General features: G+C 42.8%; 19 protein-coding genes. 6 read left to right on the top strand and 13 right to left on the bottom strand.

Annotated elements, in window-relative coordinates; all coding sequences use genetic code 11:
• The first annotated feature begins 95 nt into the window (after positions 1-95).
• Positions 96-1,727 (top strand): SWIM zinc finger family protein, encoded by a 1,632-nt coding sequence (locus BLR86_RS14900; RefSeq protein WP_090762801.1) that lies wholly within the window; start codon positions 96-98, stop codon positions 1,725-1,727.
• A gap of 253 nt (positions 1,728-1,980) precedes the next feature.
• Positions 1,981-5,121, top strand: coding sequence for a DEAD/DEAH box helicase (locus tag BLR86_RS14895; RefSeq protein ID WP_090762799.1), 3,141 nt, complete (start codon positions 1,981-1,983; stop codon positions 5,119-5,121).
• A gap of 155 nt (positions 5,122-5,276) precedes the next feature.
• Here BLR86_RS14895 and BLR86_RS26825 read toward each other — a convergent pair whose 3' ends face one another.
• From BLR86_RS26825 to BLR86_RS26645, 4 genes are all read right to left on the bottom strand, one after another.
• Positions 5,277-5,399 carry a hypothetical protein gene (locus BLR86_RS26825; RefSeq protein WP_302847222.1) on the bottom strand — a complete coding sequence of 41 codons (123 nt, stop codon included), beginning with the start codon at positions 5,397-5,399 and terminating at the stop codon, positions 5,277-5,279.
• Between the two features lie 85 nt (positions 5,400-5,484).
• On the bottom strand, positions 5,485-6,546 hold the full coding sequence (locus BLR86_RS14890) for a 3D domain-containing protein (RefSeq protein WP_090762797.1): 1,062 nt from the start codon (positions 6,544-6,546) through the stop codon (positions 5,485-5,487).
• 694 nt (positions 6,547-7,240) lie between these two features.
• Positions 7,241-7,705 (bottom strand): PD-(D/E)XK nuclease family transposase, encoded by a 465-nt coding sequence (locus tag BLR86_RS14885; protein ID WP_302847225.1) that lies wholly within the window; start codon positions 7,703-7,705, stop codon positions 7,241-7,243.
• Positions 7,680-8,075, bottom strand: a complete 396-nt coding sequence (locus BLR86_RS26645; protein ID WP_254782335.1) for a hypothetical protein — start codon at positions 8,073-8,075, stop codon at positions 7,680-7,682. The genes BLR86_RS14885 and BLR86_RS26645 overlap by 26 nt, the downstream gene beginning before the upstream one ends.
• Before the next feature lie 123 nt (positions 8,076-8,198).
• Between BLR86_RS26645 and BLR86_RS14880 the strand changes: the two genes are divergently transcribed.
• Positions 8,199-8,702: a helix-turn-helix domain-containing protein gene (locus BLR86_RS14880; RefSeq protein WP_090762791.1), complete on the top strand. Its 504-nt coding sequence runs from the start codon at positions 8,199-8,201 to the stop codon at positions 8,700-8,702.
• Positions 8,703-9,047: 345 nt separating this feature from the next.
• Here BLR86_RS14880 and BLR86_RS14875 read toward each other — a convergent pair whose 3' ends face one another.
• Together BLR86_RS14875 and ssb are read right to left on the bottom strand one after the other, a co-directional pair.
• On the bottom strand, positions 9,048-9,326 hold the full coding sequence (locus BLR86_RS14875; RefSeq protein WP_090762789.1) for a coiled-coil domain-containing protein: 279 nt from the start codon (positions 9,324-9,326) through the stop codon (positions 9,048-9,050).
• A complete protein-coding gene (ssb, locus tag BLR86_RS14870; RefSeq protein ID WP_090762787.1) occupies positions 9,319-9,705 on the bottom strand; it encodes a single-stranded DNA-binding protein in 387 nt (128 codons plus the stop codon). Before ssb ends, BLR86_RS14875 begins: the two co-directional genes overlap by 8 nt.
• Positions 9,706-9,964: 259 nt before the next feature.
• Between ssb and BLR86_RS14865 the strand changes: the two genes are divergently transcribed.
• Positions 9,965-10,396 (top strand): YwpF family protein, encoded by a 432-nt coding sequence (locus BLR86_RS14865; RefSeq protein ID WP_090762785.1) that lies wholly within the window; start codon positions 9,965-9,967, stop codon positions 10,394-10,396.
• A gap of 37 nt (positions 10,397-10,433) precedes the next feature.
• Here the strand turns inward: BLR86_RS14865 and BLR86_RS14860 are convergent, their stop codons facing one another.
• The 5 genes from BLR86_RS14860 to spoIIID form a co-directional block, all read right to left on the bottom strand.
• Positions 10,434-10,724, bottom strand: a complete 291-nt coding sequence (locus tag BLR86_RS14860; RefSeq protein WP_090762783.1) for a hypothetical protein — start codon at positions 10,722-10,724, stop codon at positions 10,434-10,436.
• Positions 10,725-10,834: 110 nt separating this feature from the next.
• On the bottom strand, positions 10,835-11,260 hold the full coding sequence (gene fabZ / locus BLR86_RS14855; protein WP_090762781.1) for a 3-hydroxyacyl-ACP dehydratase FabZ: 426 nt from the start codon (positions 11,258-11,260) through the stop codon (positions 10,835-10,837).
• A gap of 84 nt (positions 11,261-11,344) precedes the next feature.
• A complete protein-coding gene (locus tag BLR86_RS14850; protein ID WP_090762779.1) occupies positions 11,345-11,680 on the bottom strand; it encodes a DNA-directed RNA polymerase subunit beta in 336 nt (111 codons plus the stop codon).
• Between the two features lie 374 nt (positions 11,681-12,054).
• A complete protein-coding gene (locus BLR86_RS14845) occupies positions 12,055-13,056 on the bottom strand; it encodes a rod shape-determining protein (protein ID WP_090762777.1) in 1,002 nt (333 codons plus the stop codon).
• A gap of 481 nt (positions 13,057-13,537) precedes the next feature.
• Positions 13,538-13,810 carry a sporulation transcriptional regulator SpoIIID gene (spoIIID, locus tag BLR86_RS14840; protein WP_090762775.1) on the bottom strand — a complete coding sequence of 91 codons (273 nt, stop codon included), beginning with the start codon at positions 13,808-13,810 and terminating at the stop codon, positions 13,538-13,540.
• 737 nt (positions 13,811-14,547) lie between these two features.
• On the opposite strand from spoIIID, the gene BLR86_RS14835 reads away from it, so the two are divergent.
• Entirely contained in the window at positions 14,548-14,880 is a 333-nt protein-coding gene (locus BLR86_RS14835) for an MGMT family protein (protein ID WP_090762773.1), read from the top strand.
• 7 nt (positions 14,881-14,887) lie between these two features.
• Here the strand turns inward: BLR86_RS14835 and BLR86_RS14830 are convergent, their stop codons facing one another.
• Entirely contained in the window at positions 14,888-15,073 is a 186-nt protein-coding gene (locus tag BLR86_RS14830; RefSeq protein ID WP_090762771.1) for a hypothetical protein, read from the bottom strand.
• 432 nt (positions 15,074-15,505) lie between these two features.
• Between BLR86_RS14830 and BLR86_RS14825 the strand changes: the two genes are divergently transcribed.
• Entirely contained in the window at positions 15,506-18,595 is a 3,090-nt protein-coding gene (locus BLR86_RS14825) for a rhamnogalacturonan lyase family protein (RefSeq protein ID WP_254782334.1), read from the top strand.
• A 706-nt stretch (positions 18,596-19,301) separates the two neighbouring features.
• Here BLR86_RS14825 and BLR86_RS14820 read toward each other — a convergent pair.
• Positions 19,302-21,299: a penicillin-binding transpeptidase domain-containing protein gene (locus BLR86_RS14820; protein ID WP_090762769.1), complete on the bottom strand. Its 1,998-nt coding sequence runs from the start codon at positions 21,297-21,299 to the stop codon at positions 19,302-19,304.
• Positions 21,300-21,304: the final 5 nt, after the last annotated feature.

Genomic DNA, 21,304 nt, shown 5'->3' with positions numbered 1-21,304 from the left:
TGTTTTTTTTAGAATAAGAATGAATTCTCCTCGAACGCCCTTTTTTTGGGTATAATATAGGAATATGGATTTTTTGAATAAAGGGGGTCGTGGCGTTGGAGTCGACGACTGCTAATGAACGGATTGAACTTCTCTCAGAGGAGATTAAGGATTTACTGCACCCACATGTTGCCGATGATGTAAAACTCGTTCAAAAGGGCTTAATGCTGTACCGGCAAGGTTTGGTGAAGCAAGTACAAATATGGAATGCCCAAATTACGGCAATGGTTCAGGATGTGACACCATGCCATGTTAAGCTCAATTTTTCCCTTTTGGCTTCTAGTCAATGTACGTGCCCGCACGAGGGACTGTGCCGCCATCAGATGGCTGTGTTTTTTGCGGCTTATTCTCGAGTTGGCAGTGTCGCCGATTGGGTGACCGAGTGGCGGGAACCGATGAAGGAGAAAAGTGATATCGCGAGCTGGGGCCTTCAGAAGGCGAAGGATTTAATCAAGGCGAATGGTGTGTTGAAGCCTGATTATCGGCGCTGGGTTGAATCGTTTGAAGTGAGTTTTGATACGATTCTAAACTCGAAAAAGTATTCAAGCCCTTTTATCATTGCCGAGCTTTTTAACATTTACAATCGGCGCATTAAGGCGAGCGCTCCCGTCGAACAAGAATGGCGCCTGCTGTATGAGGTAGTCGGAATTATTGTGTCGTTTAAAAAACTTGCTGTCTTGACGGAGAAATCACAGTTTGCAGAGGACGCGGTACGGCGTGCCTATCTCTCAGTTTTCCATAATTTAATTGAGGATGCGGATGAGCTCGTTTTTAAAATTGGCGTCCAATCCCTGCCATTTGACTTCGACGAGTTTATTTTACACTTAAAGGACGATGTATTCGAGCTGCTGACAGTGTCTTCGGGACTCGAGCAGGAGCGGATTTATCTTTACCGTCTTCTCTGGACCAACCTTTTTAAGAAGAAGGAATGGCGTGAGCAGGAGATCGAAAGGATTCACGAACGGATGAAGGCCGCGCAGGAGTGGGAGAACCTAAATCCTTTGATGGTTGCTGGGGTTCATATTAGTATTTTGCAGCAAAAGGATGAACTTGCATTAGATTTGATTGGTAAAATCGATGATAACGTGATTACTCCTTATATGCTCCATTGGATTGATTTATTGTCACTGACGAAAGCTTGGAAACGAGTGGGGCCATTCATCGAGCTGTTTTCATCCAAACTCAAGGGCTATTTGGAATTTTTGCGCACCTATCATTCTTGCGCGGCCTTTACCCGCTCGGCACTCAAAGCCATCCGTCCTTATATTTCGGAAAATGGCAAGGTGGATTTGTACGAACGGACATTATTGGCGACTTTACCATACAGTTATACGGATTATGAATTAATGCTGTTTGAACGGTGTCAGTATGATAAATGGGGTGACCTGCAGGCGTTCATGGGCTGGAGTTTTTACGACTTGCCAAAGGATCGCGTTAAGGTGGTCGAAAAGGAAAAACCTGAAGTCCTGCTTGGAATGCTGCACCAATCCGCGTTGAACGAAATCAACCAAAAAAACCGTTCCAGTTACAAAACAGCCGTCCGCCATTTAAAAAAACTGCGGACACTTTACAAAAAAACCAAACGCGTCGACGACTGGCAATACTTCCTCGACAACCTAATGGACAAAACCAAACGACTCCGCGCCTTCCACGAAGAATGCAGGCGGAGCAAACTCATAGAGGACTAAAAAAATGCGGTGCCTGTCACCGCTCGGAAAAAATGTGGTGCCTGTCACCGCTCGTGGACACTGTCCACCCCAGGCGGACAGTTTTGTTTTTTAGATTTATGATTTTTTGGGTTTTTCTTTGTTTTGTACATTTTTTGATGAGTTTTGTACTTTTTTCAGAGGGTTTTGTACTTTTAGACAATATCTGGAAAACAAAAACCACCTAAAGTGCACCAAACACCTCACCTACCCAAGTAAAAGGAGTAACACTACGATGCTAAAGACGAGATTTGTTAAGCTTCTGACAATTAAATTAGAAGGTGGTCGCTATCTATTGGCTGCTGAGGATGAGCACGGGGATCGATTACCCCCTTCTGAGTGGAAGAATGTGCTGTTTGGCCGGCATGATGAGAGCTTTTTTGGCACACTTCTGGAGACCGAGTCCGTGGATGGCATCGAGGGTGTGGTGGTCACTGGCTGGCATCTTGTTTCTCTTTTTGCCAAGGAATCCTTTAATCGCTTTATTGATTGGGACTGGAGTGATCGGTCTGAAATTTGTTTAGCGGCTGCCCATGCTCTCCATGAAGGGATTCTTGAAAAGGATTGGCTGCCGGACTTTTCCGTTTGGGAACAAGGGGACTTCCGCTGGCAGCTTCCTGTCCGGGTGAAGGATGAGTTCGATCCGTCGTTTTGGGATCAAGCTGTAGATACCCATTTGGAAGAGTCTGAAACCGTACAGACATTTATTTCTGACTTATACGACCATGCGCTTGACGCCTATTTAACGCGAAATACTGCTATGAAAGAGTTGTTTGGACCGAAGCTTGCGTTGTTGCGAAAGCAAAATATCTCTGGCGCCGAGCTTGCCCGCTATTTTGATGAAGAAAGCTGGCTTGAATGGGTTGGAATCAAAGAAAACGACTCCCCTTTTACGATCGGTCTGAAGTTAGAAGAGCCTATCGATGGCGAGGGTCTTTGGAACCTGGAGTCTTTTTTACGCGGCAAGAAAAATGTCGATGATGTTTATAGCATGGATGCGAAGCTTCCTGCACGGTGGAAGCCATTTTTGGAGAGGATTGACGCCGAACAGGGACGCTGGGCTAGGCTAATTCCTTGGTTAAGTGAGGATGGCGTTACACTAAAGTCTGGGCTTACCGAGGAAGAAGCGTGGATGTTTTTGACGGAGGCGAGTGAGACACTTGTCGCTTTGGACGTGGAAATCCTGCTTCCGGCCTGGTGGCAAGCGATGAAAAATGCCAACTTGAAGGTGAAGGCTTCTCTAAAAGGTTCCTCGAGCCACCGTCCGTCGTTCGTCGGGCTGCAAGCCATGCTTGATTTCAATTGGCGCTTTTCGATGAATGGTGTCGATCTTTCCGAGGATGAATTCAGTCAGCTTGTCGAAGAAAAACGCCGGCTTGTCTTTATTCGCGGCCGCTGGGTCAAGCTCGATCCTGGCTTTATTCGACAAATTCAGGATTTGATGAAACGTGCCGAAAAGGAAGGCTTGCACGTTAGGGATTTGCTTGAGCAGGAGCTAATTGAGGCTACGCCTACGGAGGATGAGCTGGAAAATCCGAAGGCCTTCGCGCGGATTCAAATCGAATTGAACAGCCAATGGAAAAAAATGATCAAACAGCTCACTGAAACGAATGAGATACCATTAGAAACCGTTCCGGAAGGGCTTCAAGGCGAACTCCGCCCCTACCAGCAGCTTGGAATGAGCTGGCTCTGGTTTCTGCGCCAATACGGCTTCGGCGCCGTCCTCGCTGATGACATGGGCCTCGGAAAAACCGTTCAACTAATTGCTTATTTGTTGAAGGTAAAGGATGAAATCGGAGCGCTCCCAGAGATGGATTCGGGTGAGGTGACAGACACTAAAATCGGTGCAGATCCGAAAATGGTGACAGACACTAAAATCGATGCTGATCCGAACATGGTGACAGGCACCAAAACCGGTACGGGTCCGAAAACGGTGACAGGCACTAAAATCGGTGCGAATCCGAACATGGTGACAGGCACCAAAACCAATGCGGATCCGAACATGGTGACAGGCACCAAAACCAATGCGGATCCGAACATGGTGACAGGCACCAAAACCAATGCAGATCCAAATCTGATGCAACTAAAAGGTACCAGTGATAAAACACCTGTTAAGGCTGCTTTGATCATTTGTCCGACATCGGTTCTTGGTAACTGGCAGAAGGAGCTTGAGCGGTTTGCTCCAGGGTTGAATGTGTATTTGCATTATGGATCGAATCGATTGAGAGAAGACGCTTTTTCTAAAAAGGTCAAGGCTGTGGATATTGTCCTGACTTCGTATGGTCTTAGCCATATGGATACGGAGGAGTTTGAATCGATCCTGTGGAGCTCAATTTCGATTGATGAGGCACAGAATATTAAAAATGCTGGGACGAAGCAGTCAAAAGCGGTGCGCAGACTGCGTGGTGGCCATCACATCGCTTTGACTGGTACACCAATGGAAAACCGCTTATCCGAGTTGTGGTCGATCTTTGATTTTACCAATCATGGTTATCTTGGCAGCTTAGGACAATTTCAGAAAAAGTTCGTCATTCCGATTGAAAAAGATGAGAAAAAAGAAAAGGTCAATGAGCTTCAGTCACTGATCCGTCCATTCCTGATGAGGCGGACGAAAAAGGACGAAGAGGTTGCCCTCAATCTCCCTGACAAACAGGAACAAAAGGAGTACTGCCCGCTGACTACGGAGCAAGCTTCCTTATATGAGCAGCTCGTCCGCGATACATTTGCAGAGATTGAAAAGCTGTCTGGCTTTGAGCGTAAAGGGTTAATTTTGCAAATGCTCAGCAGGTTGAAGCAGCTTTGTAATCACCCTGCACTCTATTTGAAGGAAAGATCGGTTGAGCGCCAGCTTCTTGACCGCTCAAATAAACTGGAGAAACTTGTTGACCTTGTAGACTCAGTTTTGGAAGCTGGCGAAAGCTGTCTCATTTTTACACAATATATCGAAATGGGTGAAATGATCCGTTCGACAATCAAGAAGAAATTTGGTGTTGAAGTGCCGTTCCTGAACGGCAGCGTACCGAAGACACAGCGTGATACCATGATTGAGCGGTTCCAAAATCAGGAATTCCCTGTGTTCTTGCTTTCGTTGAAGGCCGGAGGAACCGGGCTGAACTTGACGGCAGCCAATCACGTCATCCACTATGACCGCTGGTGGAATCCTGCCGTTGAAAACCAAGCTACCGATCGGGCGTATCGGATCGGTCAGTCCCGCTTCGTCCACGTGCACAAACTCATTTGTACCGGGACACTAGAAGAAAAAATTGATGCGATGCTCGAGAAAAAGCAGCACCTAAACGACCAAATCATCCAAAGCGAAAACTGGATCACCGAACTATCAACCGACCAACTTAAGGATTTGGTGTATTTAGGGTAGTTCGGTGACATCCTTCGGTGACACTTTCGGTGACAGGCACCGCCCGTGGACACTTTCCACCCCAGGTGGACACTCTATTATGATGACCTTTTCTATGATTGTTTCATGAGTTTTTTGTCATCATTGGGGTTATGATGACCACTTTTATGATTGTTTCATGAGATTTGGTCATCATTGGGGTTATGATGACCCTTTTTACGATTTTTCCCATGAGTTTTGGTTATCATCGGGGTTATGATGACCACTTTTACGATTTTCCCAGAAATTTCGTCCTTCATCGGAAGTGCCATAAAAATACCTTTTCTCGAGAATAAAAGAGATCTACCATCTTTTTAGGATGGTAGATCTCTCTTTTTGATTTCACTATTGTAATACGACGATTTTCACTGTCTTTCTGCCCCATGCGTACGCTTCGGCATTGTTTGGCATTAATACATCGATTTTATGTCCTTTAATCGCGCCGCCGGTATCACCAGCAATTGCTACGCCATATCCTTCTACCCATACTTGTGAACCTAATGGGATGACAGACGGATCAACCGCGATTAGTTTCATATTGGGATTTTCTCTGATATTGTAGCCCATACGTGTAATATCTCCTGAAGATTGATAGCTGTATGCAGTGGAATTTACATACAATTCATCGCCCGCTGGTGCAGGTGCTGGAGCTGCTGCAGGTGCGCTAACAGCTACTATTGATTTTGCTGCTTCTTGTTCTTGTCGAACCTTTTCTTGAGCCGCTTGTAACTCCGCTTGAATACCAGCCATTTGTTCGTCAACTTGACTATATTTTTGTTGCATTACCGTTAAGGATTCTTGTCTCTTTTGCAAATTTAGATTAAGTTCTTCTTGCTGTTTGCCAAGGTTTGCCTGTTCTACAGCCAGCTGTTCCTCTTGCTTAGCAATTTCTTTCTTATCTTCTTCAATTTGCTTAAGGTCGTTTTCTTGATCAGTCATAATGTTTTTATCGGCGGTAAGCAGAGTCGTTACCGCACTTGCGCGTTGAATAAGGTCTCCCACACTTTTAGATTCTAAGATTACATTAATGACAACATTAAGTTTATCATCCTTTTGCAAGGCCACTAATCGATTTTTCATAACATCTTTACGGTTATGAATTTTATCTTGAAGGACAACAATTTCTTCCTTTTTCTTTTCAATCTGTTGTTGGACAGCGGCGATTCTCTTTTGAGTTTCTGCCAACGCTTCTCTATTTTGTGAAATATACGCTTGTAAAGATTCCATATCTTTTTTAATTTGTTCAATTTCTTTGTTAATAGAGTTCTTCTCATTCGCCTTTTGTTCAAGCTCTTGCTCTACGCTATGTAAAGTGTCCTTACTTGTTTGTGCATGTGCCACAACGGTACCTGACACCAATAATACGCATGTTAGAAACATGAAAATCATACGCTTTAAATGTTGCATACGGTTTCCCCCTTCTCTATTAATCTATTTATAACATGGCAATGTACCAGTTATATTACAAAAACATTAAAACTCTATCACAAATTGTCATATAACAGTGGAAAACAATGTGAACAGATGAAAAATATAGGCGATGACCTCGGTGCCTGTCACCACTCGTGGACATTTCGTCACTTTTGTCCGCGTGGGGTGGACACTTGGTTGTTGTGGGTACGATTGACGCACGATGATGGTGATTATAGGGAAATTGTGCACGCGAAAAACAAGGGGAAAGCGGGAATTTATTTTTGATTATGTACGAGCTTTGTCAAATATGTAAAATATTTAGGTTGAAGTTGCCACCTTTATTGGTTTAAACATTTTATGGGAACAGTTCACCTTGTATCGTTCCCTTATCCTCATTTTTTCGCAGCGCAAGGGCACAGTTCACCCTGTATCGTTCCCTCATTCTCATTTTTTCGCAGCGCAAGGGCACAGTTCACCCTGTATCGTTCCCTCATTCTCATTTTTTTGCAGCGCAAGGGCATGATTCTCCGTGAATCTATCGTAAGACCTGAAAATACAGCCGAAAGATCTGTTGCTAAATTTCACAGCAATAAGGGGCCGGAGAATATCCCCGAACCCCTTCATCGATAATATTTATCATGTATTTGTAATACTAGCAGCGCTTGTGACAGATCAACCAACTATTCAGCTATTCTTGGTTTTCGTTTAACTTCTTTTCTAATTCCTCAACACTATATGGAGTAAGTTTCGCAGCTTCAGTGAGCGGCATTCCTTTGGCCAAAAGACCTCTAATTACACTTACTATACCTTTTTCCATGCCCATTTCTCTGGCATCCTCTAACCGGCTCCGTTCGTCTGAAAGGGCTCTCGCCCGGCGTTCGTACTCTTTTCTAGTCTCCGGGTCTGCGCTTAACATTGTCAGCTTTTCCTCTGCTTTACTAATTACGTCCATCCTTAATACCTCCCTCAATAATTGATCAGGAACATCATCTTTTAAGAATAATAGCCAGCAATGGAGGGGATTATTCAAATCGTAACGGACTTCTTCAAATTTTGGAAACTCGATAAAATGTATTTCCAGCAGGTCTGTTAACGTATTTTTTGTTTGAGACTCGCCTCTTTTACCCCTAGACCCCCTCGTCCTGACTAGCAGACAAAACCCTAGGCCCCTCTTTTTCTCCCGCTCTAATTCTTTTTTGGTCTGAATGCACGAGGATTGCGACTTTGTTGTCTTCCATAATCGCGAAGTTTGCAAAAACATCGTAGGCTTCTTCTTCAGACAGCTGCTGCTTGCCTTCGATTAGCTGAAGCGACTGTTGCCGGCAGTGGAAACGGCAATTACTTTCAAGAATATGAATAGAAATTAGTGACTGATGAAGTGGAATGGAATGATAGGGCAGGATTGCAGTTTGGTGTTGAGATGTTTTTGAGAGTTGTAAGGCATCGAAGAAGCTTGGTTTTCCTTTTATGTACATTTCTGAGTGACTCGGTCGTTCTCCAATGAAAATCAATGAGTTTGGCATCGTATATACCTCCAAAAATACAAATATTTACATCAACATTTATTATTCGACAATAATTTTAAAAGTCCTTTTTTCCTCTTCCGGCATACATCCTATTAGTAGTCATTTGTGCACAGTTTTCACATGAACTTCCGTGCATATCGGGCACATTCGAACTATGCCCTTTCTATAGCCGTTAAGTTAAAAACATCAATTGTTTTAATGGCGGTGAATGAGATGGCTTTATCGGAAAAATTACGAAAGCTTCGCGACCGTCGGAATTGGTCGCAGCAGACTTTGGCAGACATGATGAATATGGACCGTTCCACGGTGAGTCGGTACGAAACAGGAAAAAGCATACCCAACTATCAAACGGTGGTCCGATTTGCTGAACTATATCAAGTAGAGAAAGAGTATTTAGTCGAAGAGCTAAACCAGCTGCTTCCAAAAGTCGACGAACCTGGGTATATTACGAAGGAAAGCTTAGAGGATCATGATTTGGGCATCATACTTCAACTGCTTCAGCAAGAGCCAGATTTGAAAAAAAATCTACTCGATCTCTATCTAATGTCTCCAAAGCGCCGTGCATTTTTTGTCGATTTATTAACCTATCAGATTAAAGCTAGTAAAAGGCATAAGAATATCTAAAAAAAGAGGCCGCTGATACTTGATCAGCGGCCTCGAAAATAAAACAGGGGGTTTTGTCATAGTATACCCATCTGACAATTTTTTATTCACTAATTTGATTTTTTTCGCCGTGGCGGTAATTATAAACCTCCTATGATTACCCCGAACCTCGGTTTTCCTCCTTGCCGGTAACCATAGACCATCAGCCAGCCATAAAAAAATTCCGGCGCTGTTTGGCCGGAAAATGGGGATTATTTTGGAAGGCGGCTGTTTTCTTTACTAAAGGAACCTCTACTTTCGGGGGAAAATTTTAAAAAAGGAACCAAGTTTCAAATTTTTTTACCAAAAGTAATCCTAGTGAGCTTTTCAAAAATGTACTGAGATATGGTCGTGAATTTCGGATGTAGTGTGCGGATGCGGATGTGTGGGGTAATTTCTGATTGGGCTCCATTCCCTTTCCTTTATCTGCCCTTTCAAAATCCATTCTAGCTGGCCGATTCTTTTCTGCAGACTGTCCATACTTTGATTGATCTGAACGATTTCTTTATGGAGGTTGTCGTTTTTTTGATTGGCTCGACCCACCATTTTTATCAAACTTTCAAGCAGTTGTTCTAAGCTTGTCGCAATATCATCATGATTAGGCAAAAGGCAGCTCCTCCTTCATCACAACAGCTGGCGGCGGTTCAACAGGTGTATAATTATTCGGCTTTCCACTCAAGAAGCGAATCGATTCAGCTACCACCTCCGTGACATAGACCCGTTTCCCCTCCTTGTTGTCATAATGCCGTGTTTGCAACCTTCCTGTCACCCCCACAACCGATCCCTTGCGGCAGTACTGCGCCGTATTCTCTGCATATTTTTTCCAAAGTGTACATTGAACGAAGTCAGCCTCAATTTCCCCATGCTGGTTACGAAATTGGCGGCTTACGGCCAGTATCACTGTCGTTACTGCCAGTCCATCCGGCGTCCTTCTTAATTCCGGATCACGCGTCAATCTTCCAACGAGCGTAACTTGATTGATCATCCATTTGTCTCCTCTCCTTTTGATGGCTTAATCATATGCTAACTCCGTCCGTGCTGTAAAATCGTGTTTTTCAGAGAATAAAGGGAGTTTTGGCTTCAAAGTAATTTTTCCATTAGTGCAAAAACCAACTTTGGAAGGATTATTTTTTCAAAACCAGAAACTTGCAAAAAGCGACAAATATTTTTCGACATTTGTAACCAGCAAGGATATGCTATAATTTAGAAAATGGGAACGTCGATCGATAACCGGAGGTGTTTTGATGAAATCCTTTAAGTTAGTCGCTTTGGAAGTTATTGAGGATGGGAAATCTGTTGAAATCCCATTAGAAGATGGATTGATCATTAATAAAGAAAATGAACGAGCCAGCTGGCTGCTGGAAGCTTATTCCGACCTATCCCTTTATGACTACTTCAAAAAAATTCACGTGGAAAGCCGTGAGGTGATTGTACAAGCGGTGATTACCAAGCGTGATAACGACCCTGCCTTTTTCCAAACCAAAATTGTATCCCTAACCAACTTTGACCAACATATAAGTGTCCTGTTTGAAGGACAATTGCGCCGTACCCGAAGCGATTACTCCGAACTCTTGCTCGACAGCCTCCTTGAAAAAGGCCTTGGCGGTCAAACGCTCCTTGATGAATTTAAGGACAAAATGAAGAGTAAGCCGAAATTAAAAATTAAACATGAATAGGTAAAGGGCAGGCTGCATTAGCCTGCCCTGCTCTTTATTATCTAACATTAATGTCGCGTTCGATTCTTTCTCTGACCGTGCCATCGTCGGTACCATTCATGCCGTCGTTATAACGTGTGTTTGTGTTATTTAAACGATTATTTTCGTTATAACGTGTGTTTGTGTTGTTTAAACGGTTATTATCGTTATAACGTGTGTTTGTGTTGTTAAGCGGTGCATTATCATTCACCGGTGGAGGTGGGTTTTGATTCTTATTAGTGGTACACCCCGCTAACATTGACACTGATAAAACCGTACCTGCAAGCAATACAAACAACTTTTTATTCAAAAATAAAAGCCCCTTTCCATAGTAAAATATTGACCCGTTTACTGGTCTGTTGTTATTTTCCCCAAGAATGAAAGGACTATTACAAAAAAAAATAACCGGAACAAGTCCAGTTATTTTCCTAATGCAAAGGTTATTTCCGCTTCACAAGCAATTTCTCCATTTACCGTCGCAACGGCCTTCCCTTTTCCAATGGGACCACGCAAGCGGATAATTTCAACTTCCAGTCTTAATTGGTCACCTGGTTTAACCTGTCTCTTGAAGCGGCAGCTATCAATACCAGCAAAAAAAGCCAGTTTGCCGCGATTTTCCTCTTTTTTCAATACCGCTACAGCACCAACCTGCGCAAGCGCCTCGACGATCAGAACACCCGGCATCACAGGATAGTCAGGAAAATGTCCGTTGAAAAACTCTTCATTGGCCGTAACATTTTTGATTCCAACCGCCTTGACCCCTTCTTCAACTTCTAAAATTTTATCAACAAGCAAAAATGGATAACGATGGGGAATAATTTCTTTAATTTGTGTTACATCTAACATGGTTAGTACCTCCTCATAGGAACAGATAACTATATTTTACTATTAAGAGGATATAAAAAGGAAGGGCAAGAAGCCCTTCCGCGTTTATTTTTTTTCAATTAAATCGAGAATATGTGTCCAAGTCGATTGTTTTAGGACATCTCCCGCATTCCCATCACCAAGGAAGCTATACCCAACCGCGGTACCTGCTACCATAAAAACCCCAGTTAAAACGAGCAAAAGGACCATTCTAAGCCAAATCGGAATAAGACGGATCCGAATCCGCTTTTTTTCATACGCCGCTTTGCTGACTTTTTGAGCAGTTTTGGCTTTCGAAGCCTTTTGGGCCGTAGGCGCATCTACAGACTTTTTCCGCTCATCTTCTTTTATCTTTTTATACTCTTCCCTCGTTTTTACCTGGTTTAGATGATTTACTGACATCTCTTTATTCCCCTTTTACCGAAATCCATCTATTGTATTGGACCATTAGTTTACCCATTCTTCTGCTGTTTTTTCATTTTACCTAATATTATACTCTATTATAGAAAATAATTAGGAAATAGACACCAACTTTTTGCAGAAAAAGTATTTCCATGGCAAAAAGTGGCGAAATCTTTTGTTTTTCATACAGTCGGAGAAACATAAACGGGTTTTTTTTAGAAGTTTTGCCTATGTGCCGATTTCATAATTTATGTGCCAAAATCTTTTTTTATGTGCCGACTCCCCGATTATGTGCCAAACCGGTGATCCACCGCCAAGCCAAACCTCCAACACACAAAAAAGCCCAATGACGGTGTCATTAGACTTTACGCTGTTTATCCAAGTTTTCTCTTCGGAATGCGGTCGATGTTGTCGAGCATGATGCCTGTTCCGATGGCTACGCAGTCCATTGGATTTTCTGCCACTAGAACCGGTACTTTCAGTTCATCAGCAAGCAAGGTGTCGATTCCGTGCAAGAGAGCTCCCCCACCTGTTAAGATGACGCCGCGGTCGATGATATCAGCTGATAATTCCGGCGGTGTGCGTTCAAGAACGCTTTTTGCCGCTTGAACGATCACGGACACAGACTCACGCAATGCACCTTCGATTTCCTCTGAACGAACCGTGATCGTACGCGGTAAACCGCTGACCATGTCACGACCGCGGATGTCCATTTCTTCCGAGCGTGAACCTGGAAATACGGTTCCGATGTTAATTTTAATATTCTCTGATGTACGTTCACCGATCAAAAGCTTGTACTCACGCTTGATGTAATTAAGGATTTCCATGTCGAAATTGTCGCCGGCCATTTTAATGGAGGATGATGTAACGATATCGCCCATGGAGAGGACGGCAACATCCGTTGTCCCACCGCCAATATCCACCACCATGTTACCGCTTGGTTGGAAAATATCCATTCCCGCGCCAATGGCAGCTACCTTCGGCTCCTCTTCTAGGTAAATCTTCTTTCCGCCGCTTTTTTCAGCTGCTTCTCGGATTGCCTTTTGTTCAACGCTAGTGATGTTCGTTGGGCAGCAAATCAAAATACGAGGTTTCGATAAAAAGCCCTTCACGTTCAGTTTATTAATAAAATGTTTTAACATTGCTTCTGTTACGTCAAAGTCTGCGATTACGCCATCTCTCAATGGGCGAATGGCAACGATGTTTCCAGGTGTCCGTCCAACCATGCGGCGAGCTTCTTCACCAACTGCAAGAACACGATTTGTATTTCTGTCTATGGCTACAACTGAAGGCTCATTCAATACAATTCCACGGCCTTTTACGTGAATTAACACGTTAGCCGTTCCCAAATCAATCCCAATATCCCTAGCAAACATTCTGTTTCTTTCCTCCTTGAAACGGTCATACTTTCCTAATTGTTAATGATACCATATTCCTTAAAATTTCCATACTGTAAACACAAAAAACGTAGAAATTTGTCGTAAAAAATTTATTGAAAGAGTATGCCCGCTTTTTTCTATCATTAAGGCTCTTTTCTAAAAGTTTGTTGCTTTTAATAAATGTCCGAAATTTAATGGAATGAACAAGCCATCTGATTACCGTTGAACACGAAAAATCATGCTAGAGGGAATCAGATGAACCTTCTGATTACCGTTGAACACGAAAAAACATGGGAATGGGAATCAGACTAGTACCTAATCTTATTAAACCCATATTCCAAAACAACAAAGTTTGCGAAAATAGCCATCATTAAAAATGGCCCTTTCCCCGACTTTCTTAGAATGCTCTAAGAAGTCCTTGAAAAAGGCCATTTCAAAACATATTTTCTTTTTGTAGAGATTCCTTCTGAAAATCGGCCTATTTAACGGCCTCACCTTCTTGTTCTTCCTTCTGGTACTTCATCTTTGTTGCTTCTCCACCCCGGAGATGTCTGATCGATTTATGGTAATCTAAAATCTCTTTAACCTCATTTGCAAGCTCAGGATTTATTTCAGGAAGTCTCTCTGTTAAATCTTTATGGACAGTACTTTTGGATACGCCAAACTCCTTCGCTATCACACGAACCGTTTTTCTCGTCTCCACGATATACTTTCCAATCTTGATAGTTCTCTCTTTGATGTAATCGTGCACACCACTCGCCCTCCCTAAATTGGATGTGAGAAGTGCGAAATGAGACCCGCTTATCACTATGACGAAATACAAAATCCGCAAATACCCAACAAACGGCCAGCACTGTCCGCCTGGGGTGGACAGTGTCCACGAGCGGTGCCTGTCACCATTTATGCAATTATGCGGCATTACGATGAATAATCATGTCCCCAACTGAATTCACAAGAGCTTCAAACGATTCTTCACCTCAAACACTCTCTTTGTAAAGGTTTGTAACCATTTTATTAGCTTGGATACGAATATATGCACGATTTATCTAATCGGGACAAGGTACCATTTTATTTTTTTGAAAAATCTGACATTTTAACAGAAATGGAATCCAGGCCCACCGTATTTCGACACGATTGCGAAAAGGCTGTAAGGCATACCCTGGCTCGTTTTTTAAAGAAAATGTTCAATCAGCCGCGATTATTTCCTAAGAAATTTGTCGCAGAAGGATGTCGAATGAAAATTTAATAAAAGCCTATTTTCGTAACGATTTTTATTAAAATCTTAAAGTCAATTTTAACTGGGTAATAGATATTTTACATCTTTCGAATATAATTACATGCTCTTTTCTTATTAAATTTATGCAGACTCTCGCGAAGACACGGCACAATCATTTTATTTTTACAAAAAGCAACAAAGTTTTAGAAAAGAGCCTTATTAAAAGGTATTTTGCTCTATAATAAAAGCAGTAAATCGAGAGGAATATGACTATGCAGCCTTTTACAGAAAGAGTCATTGAGATCATTAAAGCCATTCCCGAAGGAAAAGTGATGACCTATGGACAAATTGCAAGAGAGGCAGGGAGCCCGCGGGCGGCACGCCAGGTTGTTCGTGCTCTGCATTCGATGAGCAAGAAACATCACCTTCCTTGGCACCGTGTCATCAACACAAAAGGTCAAATCGCCATTCAAGACGATGAATCCTATCAGGAACAACTTTTTTCGCTTGAAAGTGAAGGAGTCGAAATCGGCCTTGGCGGGAAAATTGATTTAAATAAATATCAGTATCATCCAAATTCAGATGAAAGTAATAGTTGGGAATAACATATGCTTAAACGAGCAGGAACTGAACCGTTTTCTCTTCTGCCTCTGTTGTTACAATTAAATGTGGAACATTTGAGTGATGGGAGCGACCTTGGATGAGGTCGCTTTTTTGTTTTGAACTTTTTTTATGGGGTTTTGGACCTTTTTCTATAGGTTTTGGACTATTTTCAATAGGTTTTGGACTTTTAGACATTTTTTGGAAACCCTACAACCAAAAATAAGCCAGTCCTCCTCCTCCCCAAAAGATTATTTTTCCAAAGTAGCTAGGAACTAGCCCAAAAAATGCCCCAACTCAGGAAGACAATGACAGTCACTACTTATAGGGTTTTGGTCCTAGTTCATTTGCACCGCAACTGCCAAAAGTCCAGAATGCTGCCGCTATCAAAATATTCTAACTCTTACAATAAAGTCCAAGAACAGCAACAAAGCCTTGATCCACAAGGCTTTGTTTTTTGCAAAATTGTCTTCTAGACGGTTTGTCTCAAGCGAGCTAGTATTTAGTAACAATAGGCCAATGTTCCGAAGTTCATTCAAAAACAGGAGATTTACTAGCTTCTTTTGTATGCGTTTACATTGTTTTGGAGGATGTCCGGCGTGGTCAAAAATCAAAAGGAGTGAACTAAATTTGGGTAAAAGAAAAAGGAAAATCTTAATGGGGGTATTATCACTAGGGCTCGTTTTTTCAAATCTTCCATTTGTCTCGGCTACACTTTCGGATGTTGATGGGTACCAATTGGTAGATGGCTCTGATTTTGAAAAAAACAATCTCTGGGGCTTTACCGCAGCCAATTCAACTGTTTCTATTAATAGGGGAAACATTAAAGGAAACGCAACGGATAAACTTCAATACACCATTGTCAATCAATCTGGCGGCCGTGTTGCCACAAAGAATTTAGAAACGGCTGTTAAAGGAAAAGACATTCTTGTCAAGCTAGATTGGTATCCTGGTAAGAACAATGATAAAGGCGATCGACAGTATGAAAATTCCGGTGAGCTTCGAATTATTGATAGTACAGGAAACACTATTTTCACGTTAAACAATACCAATAAGGAAGCAATAGAGTATTTTGCGGGCAGCCAAGCCCCTGCTGAAACCTTCATCACCAATCAAGAAGCCTGGTATGAAGTACGTGTTCATTTTGATTTAATCAACAACCAAGCTGTTTTAACGCTAACGGATAAAGCATCTGGTGAAACAAAAGAATACACTTCTTCCCTAGAGGGTGTTGCGTTTGACGGATCTGTCAAGACCGTTAAGCTTGTCGGGATCCGGACGTCTGGAAATAACCACTCTTGGACTACCTACCTTGACGACTTTGGCGTCTACAATGTGCCGATTCCTAGTAATACCATTTCAAAAGTAGATCAATTACGATACCACCATGTGAAAGTAAATGAAACAACTTCTGATTTGTCATCCATCGGCCTGCCTGAAACCGTGACCGTCACACTTGCCGATAACAGCAAGAAGGAAGTGGCTGTTAGTGAGTGGAAGTCTGTCGGAAAAGAATGGAATCCTGAAATATCAGGTGTTTACGAGTTTAAAGGTATTCTCGCCGAAACAAAAGGGATCGACAACAGCTTTAATCGTGAAGCCACTTTTTATGTTTATAACCGCCTACTTGATCCGGGAATCGAAAGACAAACAGAATGGCTGGATCGCAGCGTGATTGCCCTTAAATCCGAAAATGGGATTTTTGTCAGCTGGCGTTTACTTGCGGATGAATATGCGAAAGATGTGACCTTTAATGTCTACCGCAATGGAAAAAAAGTAACCTCTAAACCGCTAAATGTGACCAACTATCAGGATGCAAAAGGGTCAGCAAACGATACGTATACAGTGGAAACACTGGTGAATGGCCAATCTGTTGAGAAAAATGAAGTAAAAGCATTAGCTGAAGACTATCTTTCAATACCGATGCAAAAGCCTGAGGGCGGCACGACTGCTACTGGCGATTACACATACACTGTAAATGATTCCAGTGTAGGAGACTTAGATGGTGATGGCGAGCTTGAAGTCATTGTAAAATGGTATCCAACCAATGCAATTGACAGTTCCCAGACCGCTATGACGGGTCCGACGATTTTTGATGCCTACAAATTGGACGGAACGCTGTTGTGGCGGATCAATATGGGGCTTAATCTAACCTCTGGTGCCCATTATCATCAATTTATCGTCGCCGATTTTGACGGCAATGGAAAAAGTGATTTCCTCATCAAAACAGCTGACGGGACAACTGCTTATGGTGTAACGAATGGCAAGTTTGACAGCAGCAAAGTGCTTAGTGAAATTGGAAATCCAGAAGATAATGGTAAATGGTTAGCAGCGAATGGCCATATCATTGGCGGACCTGAATATATCTCCGTCTTTAACGGTGAAACAGGTGAAGTGATCGATACCATCGATTATGCGTTCCCACTTGGAGACGACGCTGGTGCTTCATGGGGCGATACTTGGCAGAACCGTTCTGACCGTTTCCTTGCCGGTTTAGCTTTCTTAGATGGCAAAACGCCAAGTGCGATTTATGGCCGTGGCTATTATGAAAGAACAAGCTTTGTCGCCTATAGTGTTAAAAATGGCAAGCTTGTAGAAGAATGGACTTTCGATTCAAATGAAGCGGGTCGAGGGGCGAGTTTGGGTAACCACAATCTTGCAATTGCAGACGTTGATAATGACGGCTTTGATGAAATCATCGCTGGTAGTTTAACACTGGATCATGATGGCAGTATCCTCTATACCATGGACGGAGAAATGCAACGTGAAAAAGGATCACATGGGGATGCGCTTCATGTCGGTGCATTTGACCCCGATCGTGACGGCCTTCAAGTATTTGGGGTTCATGAAGAACCTGCCGTTGCCTCTTTAGAATTACATGATGCGGCAACAGGTGAAACGTTTATGTCCTACTTTGGTTCTGTCGATGCCGGCCGAGGCGTGGCGGCGAATATTAGCTCCGAGCCAGGCTATGAATTCTGGGGATGGGGCGGCGACACCGTTGAAACAGGCGGCGGCCTCTACAATGTTCAAGGCAAGGTAATTGCTGACAGCTCTAGGGATGCAGGTCTATCTGCTAACTTTGCTCTTTACTGGGATGGTGACCTGCAGCACGAATTACTAGATGATACGGCGATTTCCAAATACAACGAATCAACGGGTAAAACGGATCGTCTAAAAGCTTTTAAAGGCGTTCATAGTAATAATGGAACGAAAGCAACTCCAACTCTACAGGGGGATATTCTCGGTGACTGGCGTGAGGAAGTTCTGCTGCCGACAACAGACGATACAGAGCTTCGAGTATACAGTACAACCATACCAACTGAGTATAGGCTATATACATTAATGCACGATGCTGTTTATCGGAATGGTATTGCTTGGCAAAACACAGCCTACAATCAGCCACCTCACATCAGTTTCTACCTTGGTGAAGATATCCGCGAGCGTATCCTTGCAGGCGAATTACAAGCACCAGGTGTTGACTATACAGCAACCCTTCCAGCTATGAAACATACGGTTGTTCTAGAATTAAATGAATCTGTTTTAAAAAATAGCCTGGATCAAGTACAGCACATGTTACGTGATGGAAAAATCAAACAGGCAGTGAAACACATGGAAAATTTTAAAAAGCATCTTAACAAGGCAAAGGTCGATGAAGGTCTAAAAGCCAAACTTCTCGCTGACGCTGATCAACTAATAGCAGTTTGGACAGCAAAATAACCTTTACATCATAACAACAGAAACCATTGAAACGCAAAATTACTTTTAACATTAAAAACAGAAATCACTTTAGCTTAAAGGGTTCCGTTTTCGGGTGCATTCTTATTAAAAGACACAAGAAAAGACGTATGAATTAGCATACGTCTTTTCTTTATTTATCAAGTTTTCCACGAAATTCCATTAACTTTGACATCATTATTATGATAGACAATAAGTATTGTACAATTAAAAAAGAGGGTCAAAACTTCTGTCATTTGCAGTGCCGTTTTGAGCACCAATTTTTAGATAAGCTGATCTATAAAAAGCTGCTGATTCCGGCATCAAGAACCCAGAGGGTCCGCACTTGTCGGTTGAGGGTCAGGTAAAGTACCCGAGCTGATAAATAGACGGAAGAATTCCGCTTAATTAGTAATTATTAGTAAAAAGGGCATAAATAGACGGAGAGATTCCGCCTATTATCTCGAAAAACCCAAAAATGAAGGATGTTGCTTTGTATAAGCGGAAAACCTCCCCTTATTTTCCCGAAAACGAGCTCTATTCTACATTTAACCGGAAACTCTCCGCTTATTTTACTTTATTCCCGCTATGGCGATTTTTACTTTTTATATACCAATAAGAATCCAATATGACTGTCATTTCTGCTCGTATTTTAAGAAAATCACCTCAAAACCGAACCCTTTAGCATAATCTGGTTTCTGTTTTTTTCTTATTTCATCTGCATAAAAACATTTTTGACTTTTTTCACCGGTATTTGTGATCCGCCTCGGCCCTGGACATTTTCAACCATCATCGCCACCAGTAAACTTGGGGAGTTTGTGTTATAAGCCATGAAAAAGCCGTTTTCGGTTCCGGTTTCACCCTGCTTTTGTTTGATTTCAGCTGTTCCGGTTTTACCCGCAAGTGGATAGTCTGCGATTTCCGCACCATGAGCGGTTCCCTCCGCATCGCCGACGACTTTTCGCAGCATTTCAGAAATGGTAGTGGCAATTTCTGGCGAAACCACATGCTTCTCAGTTTTCGCAACGTCCAGCACGAGGGTTGGCTTAATCATCTTTCCACCATTGGCAAATGGCGTATAGGACTGCAATAAATGAACGATACTCATTTGAATTTGTCCCTGACCATAACCGGAGTCGGCCAAAGCGATTTCCTTATCCAATTTTCCAATCGTTGATGTTTCAAGCGGGAATGGAAAATCGGACTCTTCTTCAAAACCAAATTCCTTTAACCCAGCGGTGAAGGCATCTTTCCCAATCCCCAATGCCGTCTGGGCAAAATAAATATTATCCGAGAATACCATGGCCTTTTCGAGATTAACAGGATTCGCTTCATGAACTCTCGTCACAAAATAATTACCCCACGAGGCGCCTTTTTGCCATTTCAAACCGCTTATGTCCATGGTTTGCTCTGGCGTTATTACATTGTTCGTAAGCCCAACGGAAGCCGTGATTGGCTTGAATACGGATCCTGGCGCATACGCCTTATTGAACCTCGTTGTCATTGGCTTTTGCGGATGGTCCTGAAGCTGATTCCACTCATCGGTTGAGAAGCCCAGCGCGGCTTGATTGGGGTCAAACGATGGTGAACTGACAAGTGCCAGCGTTTCACCGCTAACCGGGTCTAGCGCCGCCCCTGTGCCCGCTTCACCAACTAACTCGGCATACAAGCTCGCCTGCAAATCGATATCGATGGTCAGCTTTATATCCGGTCCGTCCTCCACTGGTTTTTCAGCCAGTAATTCTGTGCTGCCATCCGGCTTTTTAATCGTGATGGTTATACCGCTTTTTCCTTTCAGCTGCTCATCAAAAACTTCCTCGAGCCCTCTTTTTCCGATGACATCATTGCTCGAGTAGCCTTTATCCTTCCGTTTTTCTAATTCTTCCGCAGTAATCGAGCCAACATAGCCAATTAAATGAGCGGCTGCTTCTTTATATGGATAAATCCGAGCCCCGACTTTTTTCGTTTGAACCGGCTCTAGGGCGATTAATTGCGCGATCCGTTCCTGATCATCCATTGACACCTTCTTTAACGGGACAAACAAGTCTGGCTTCACCCAGCTGGCAGAAAGCGCCTTGTTGATTTGGTCGGGAGTCATTTTTAGCAGGCTCGACAATTGTTGAATGACGGTCTCCTTCTGCCCCTCAAGCTTTCCAGGGACCACACCGACTTCGTATACCTGTCCGTTCACAGCCAGCCCATTGCCTGCTCGGTCAAGGATTTGCCCACGCTTTGGCGTCGAAGAGCTGATGCCGATTTTGTCACCGTCTTTTAATTCGGGAAAAATATATGTGGTATTCCAGTCAACATACCAGTTATTCTTTTTATCACGTTCTTCTTTTTTCAGCTTGGCTTTGTGTGTAAATTCGATTGGTCCAGCGATGCTGTTCATGGTAGCGGAAAAATCATAGGTAACACTTTCTTGATCCTTGGGCAGTTCTTCATTATCACCCGGTTTGTCAAAAGTCACCTTGAGGTCTTTGATTTGTATGTCTTCGTAGATTTTTTGATAGCGGGTAGTAAAGTCTTCCTTGGAGATCACCTCTTTGGATCCATCTGTGAGGAGGTCATACATCTGATCGAACTTTTGATCATTCCATAGTTTTATGTACGCGGCAAATCGATCCTCTGGCGTAGGTTCTTTGCTGCAGCCAGCTGCCACTAACATCAGCATCACCATTACCAGCAGCCCCATTATTTTTTTCAAAAAAA

Source organism: Bacillus sp. OK048 (assembly GCF_900103525.1).
Taxonomy (GTDB): Bacteria; Bacillota; Bacilli; order Bacillales; family Cytobacillaceae; genus Neobacillus.
The sequence above is the reverse complement of the archived record's forward strand: the minus strand, read 5'-3'. Positions and strand labels throughout refer to the sequence as shown.

Coding starts and splice junctions, on each gene's coding strand:
- BLR86_RS26825 (WP_302847222.1), bottom strand. CDS start 5,399: ATGAAGGACGAAATTTCTGGGAAAATCGTAAAAGTGGTCATCATAACC.
- BLR86_RS14830 (WP_090762771.1), bottom strand. CDS start 15,073: ATGTCTAAAAGTCCAAAACCTATTGAAAATAGTCCAAAACCTATAGAA.
- ssb (WP_090762787.1), bottom strand. CDS start 9,705: ATGATCAATCAAGTTACGCTCGTTGGAAGATTGACGCGTGATCCGGAA.
- BLR86_RS14845 (WP_090762777.1), bottom strand. CDS start 13,056: ATGTTTGCTAGGGATATTGGGATTGATTTGGGAACGGCTAACGTGTTA.
- BLR86_RS26645 (WP_254782335.1), bottom strand. CDS start 8,075: ATGCCAAACTCATTGATTTTCATTGGAGAACGACCGAGTCACTCAGAA.
- BLR86_RS14895 (WP_090762799.1), top strand. CDS start 1,981: ATGCTAAAGACGAGATTTGTTAAGCTTCTGACAATTAAATTAGAAGGT.
- BLR86_RS14880 (WP_090762791.1), top strand. CDS start 8,199: ATGAACTTCCGTGCATATCGGGCACATTCGAACTATGCCCTTTCTATA.
- BLR86_RS14890 (WP_090762797.1), bottom strand. CDS start 6,546: ATGCAACATTTAAAGCGTATGATTTTCATGTTTCTAACATGCGTATTA.
- BLR86_RS14865 (WP_090762785.1), top strand. CDS start 9,965: ATGAAATCCTTTAAGTTAGTCGCTTTGGAAGTTATTGAGGATGGGAAA.
- fabZ (WP_090762781.1), bottom strand. CDS start 11,260: ATGTTAGATGTAACACAAATTAAAGAAATTATTCCCCATCGTTATCCA.
- BLR86_RS14835 (WP_090762773.1), top strand. CDS start 14,548: ATGCAGCCTTTTACAGAAAGAGTCATTGAGATCATTAAAGCCATTCCC.
- BLR86_RS14850 (WP_090762779.1), bottom strand. CDS start 11,680: ATGTCAGTAAATCATCTAAACCAGGTAAAAACGAGGGAAGAGTATAAA.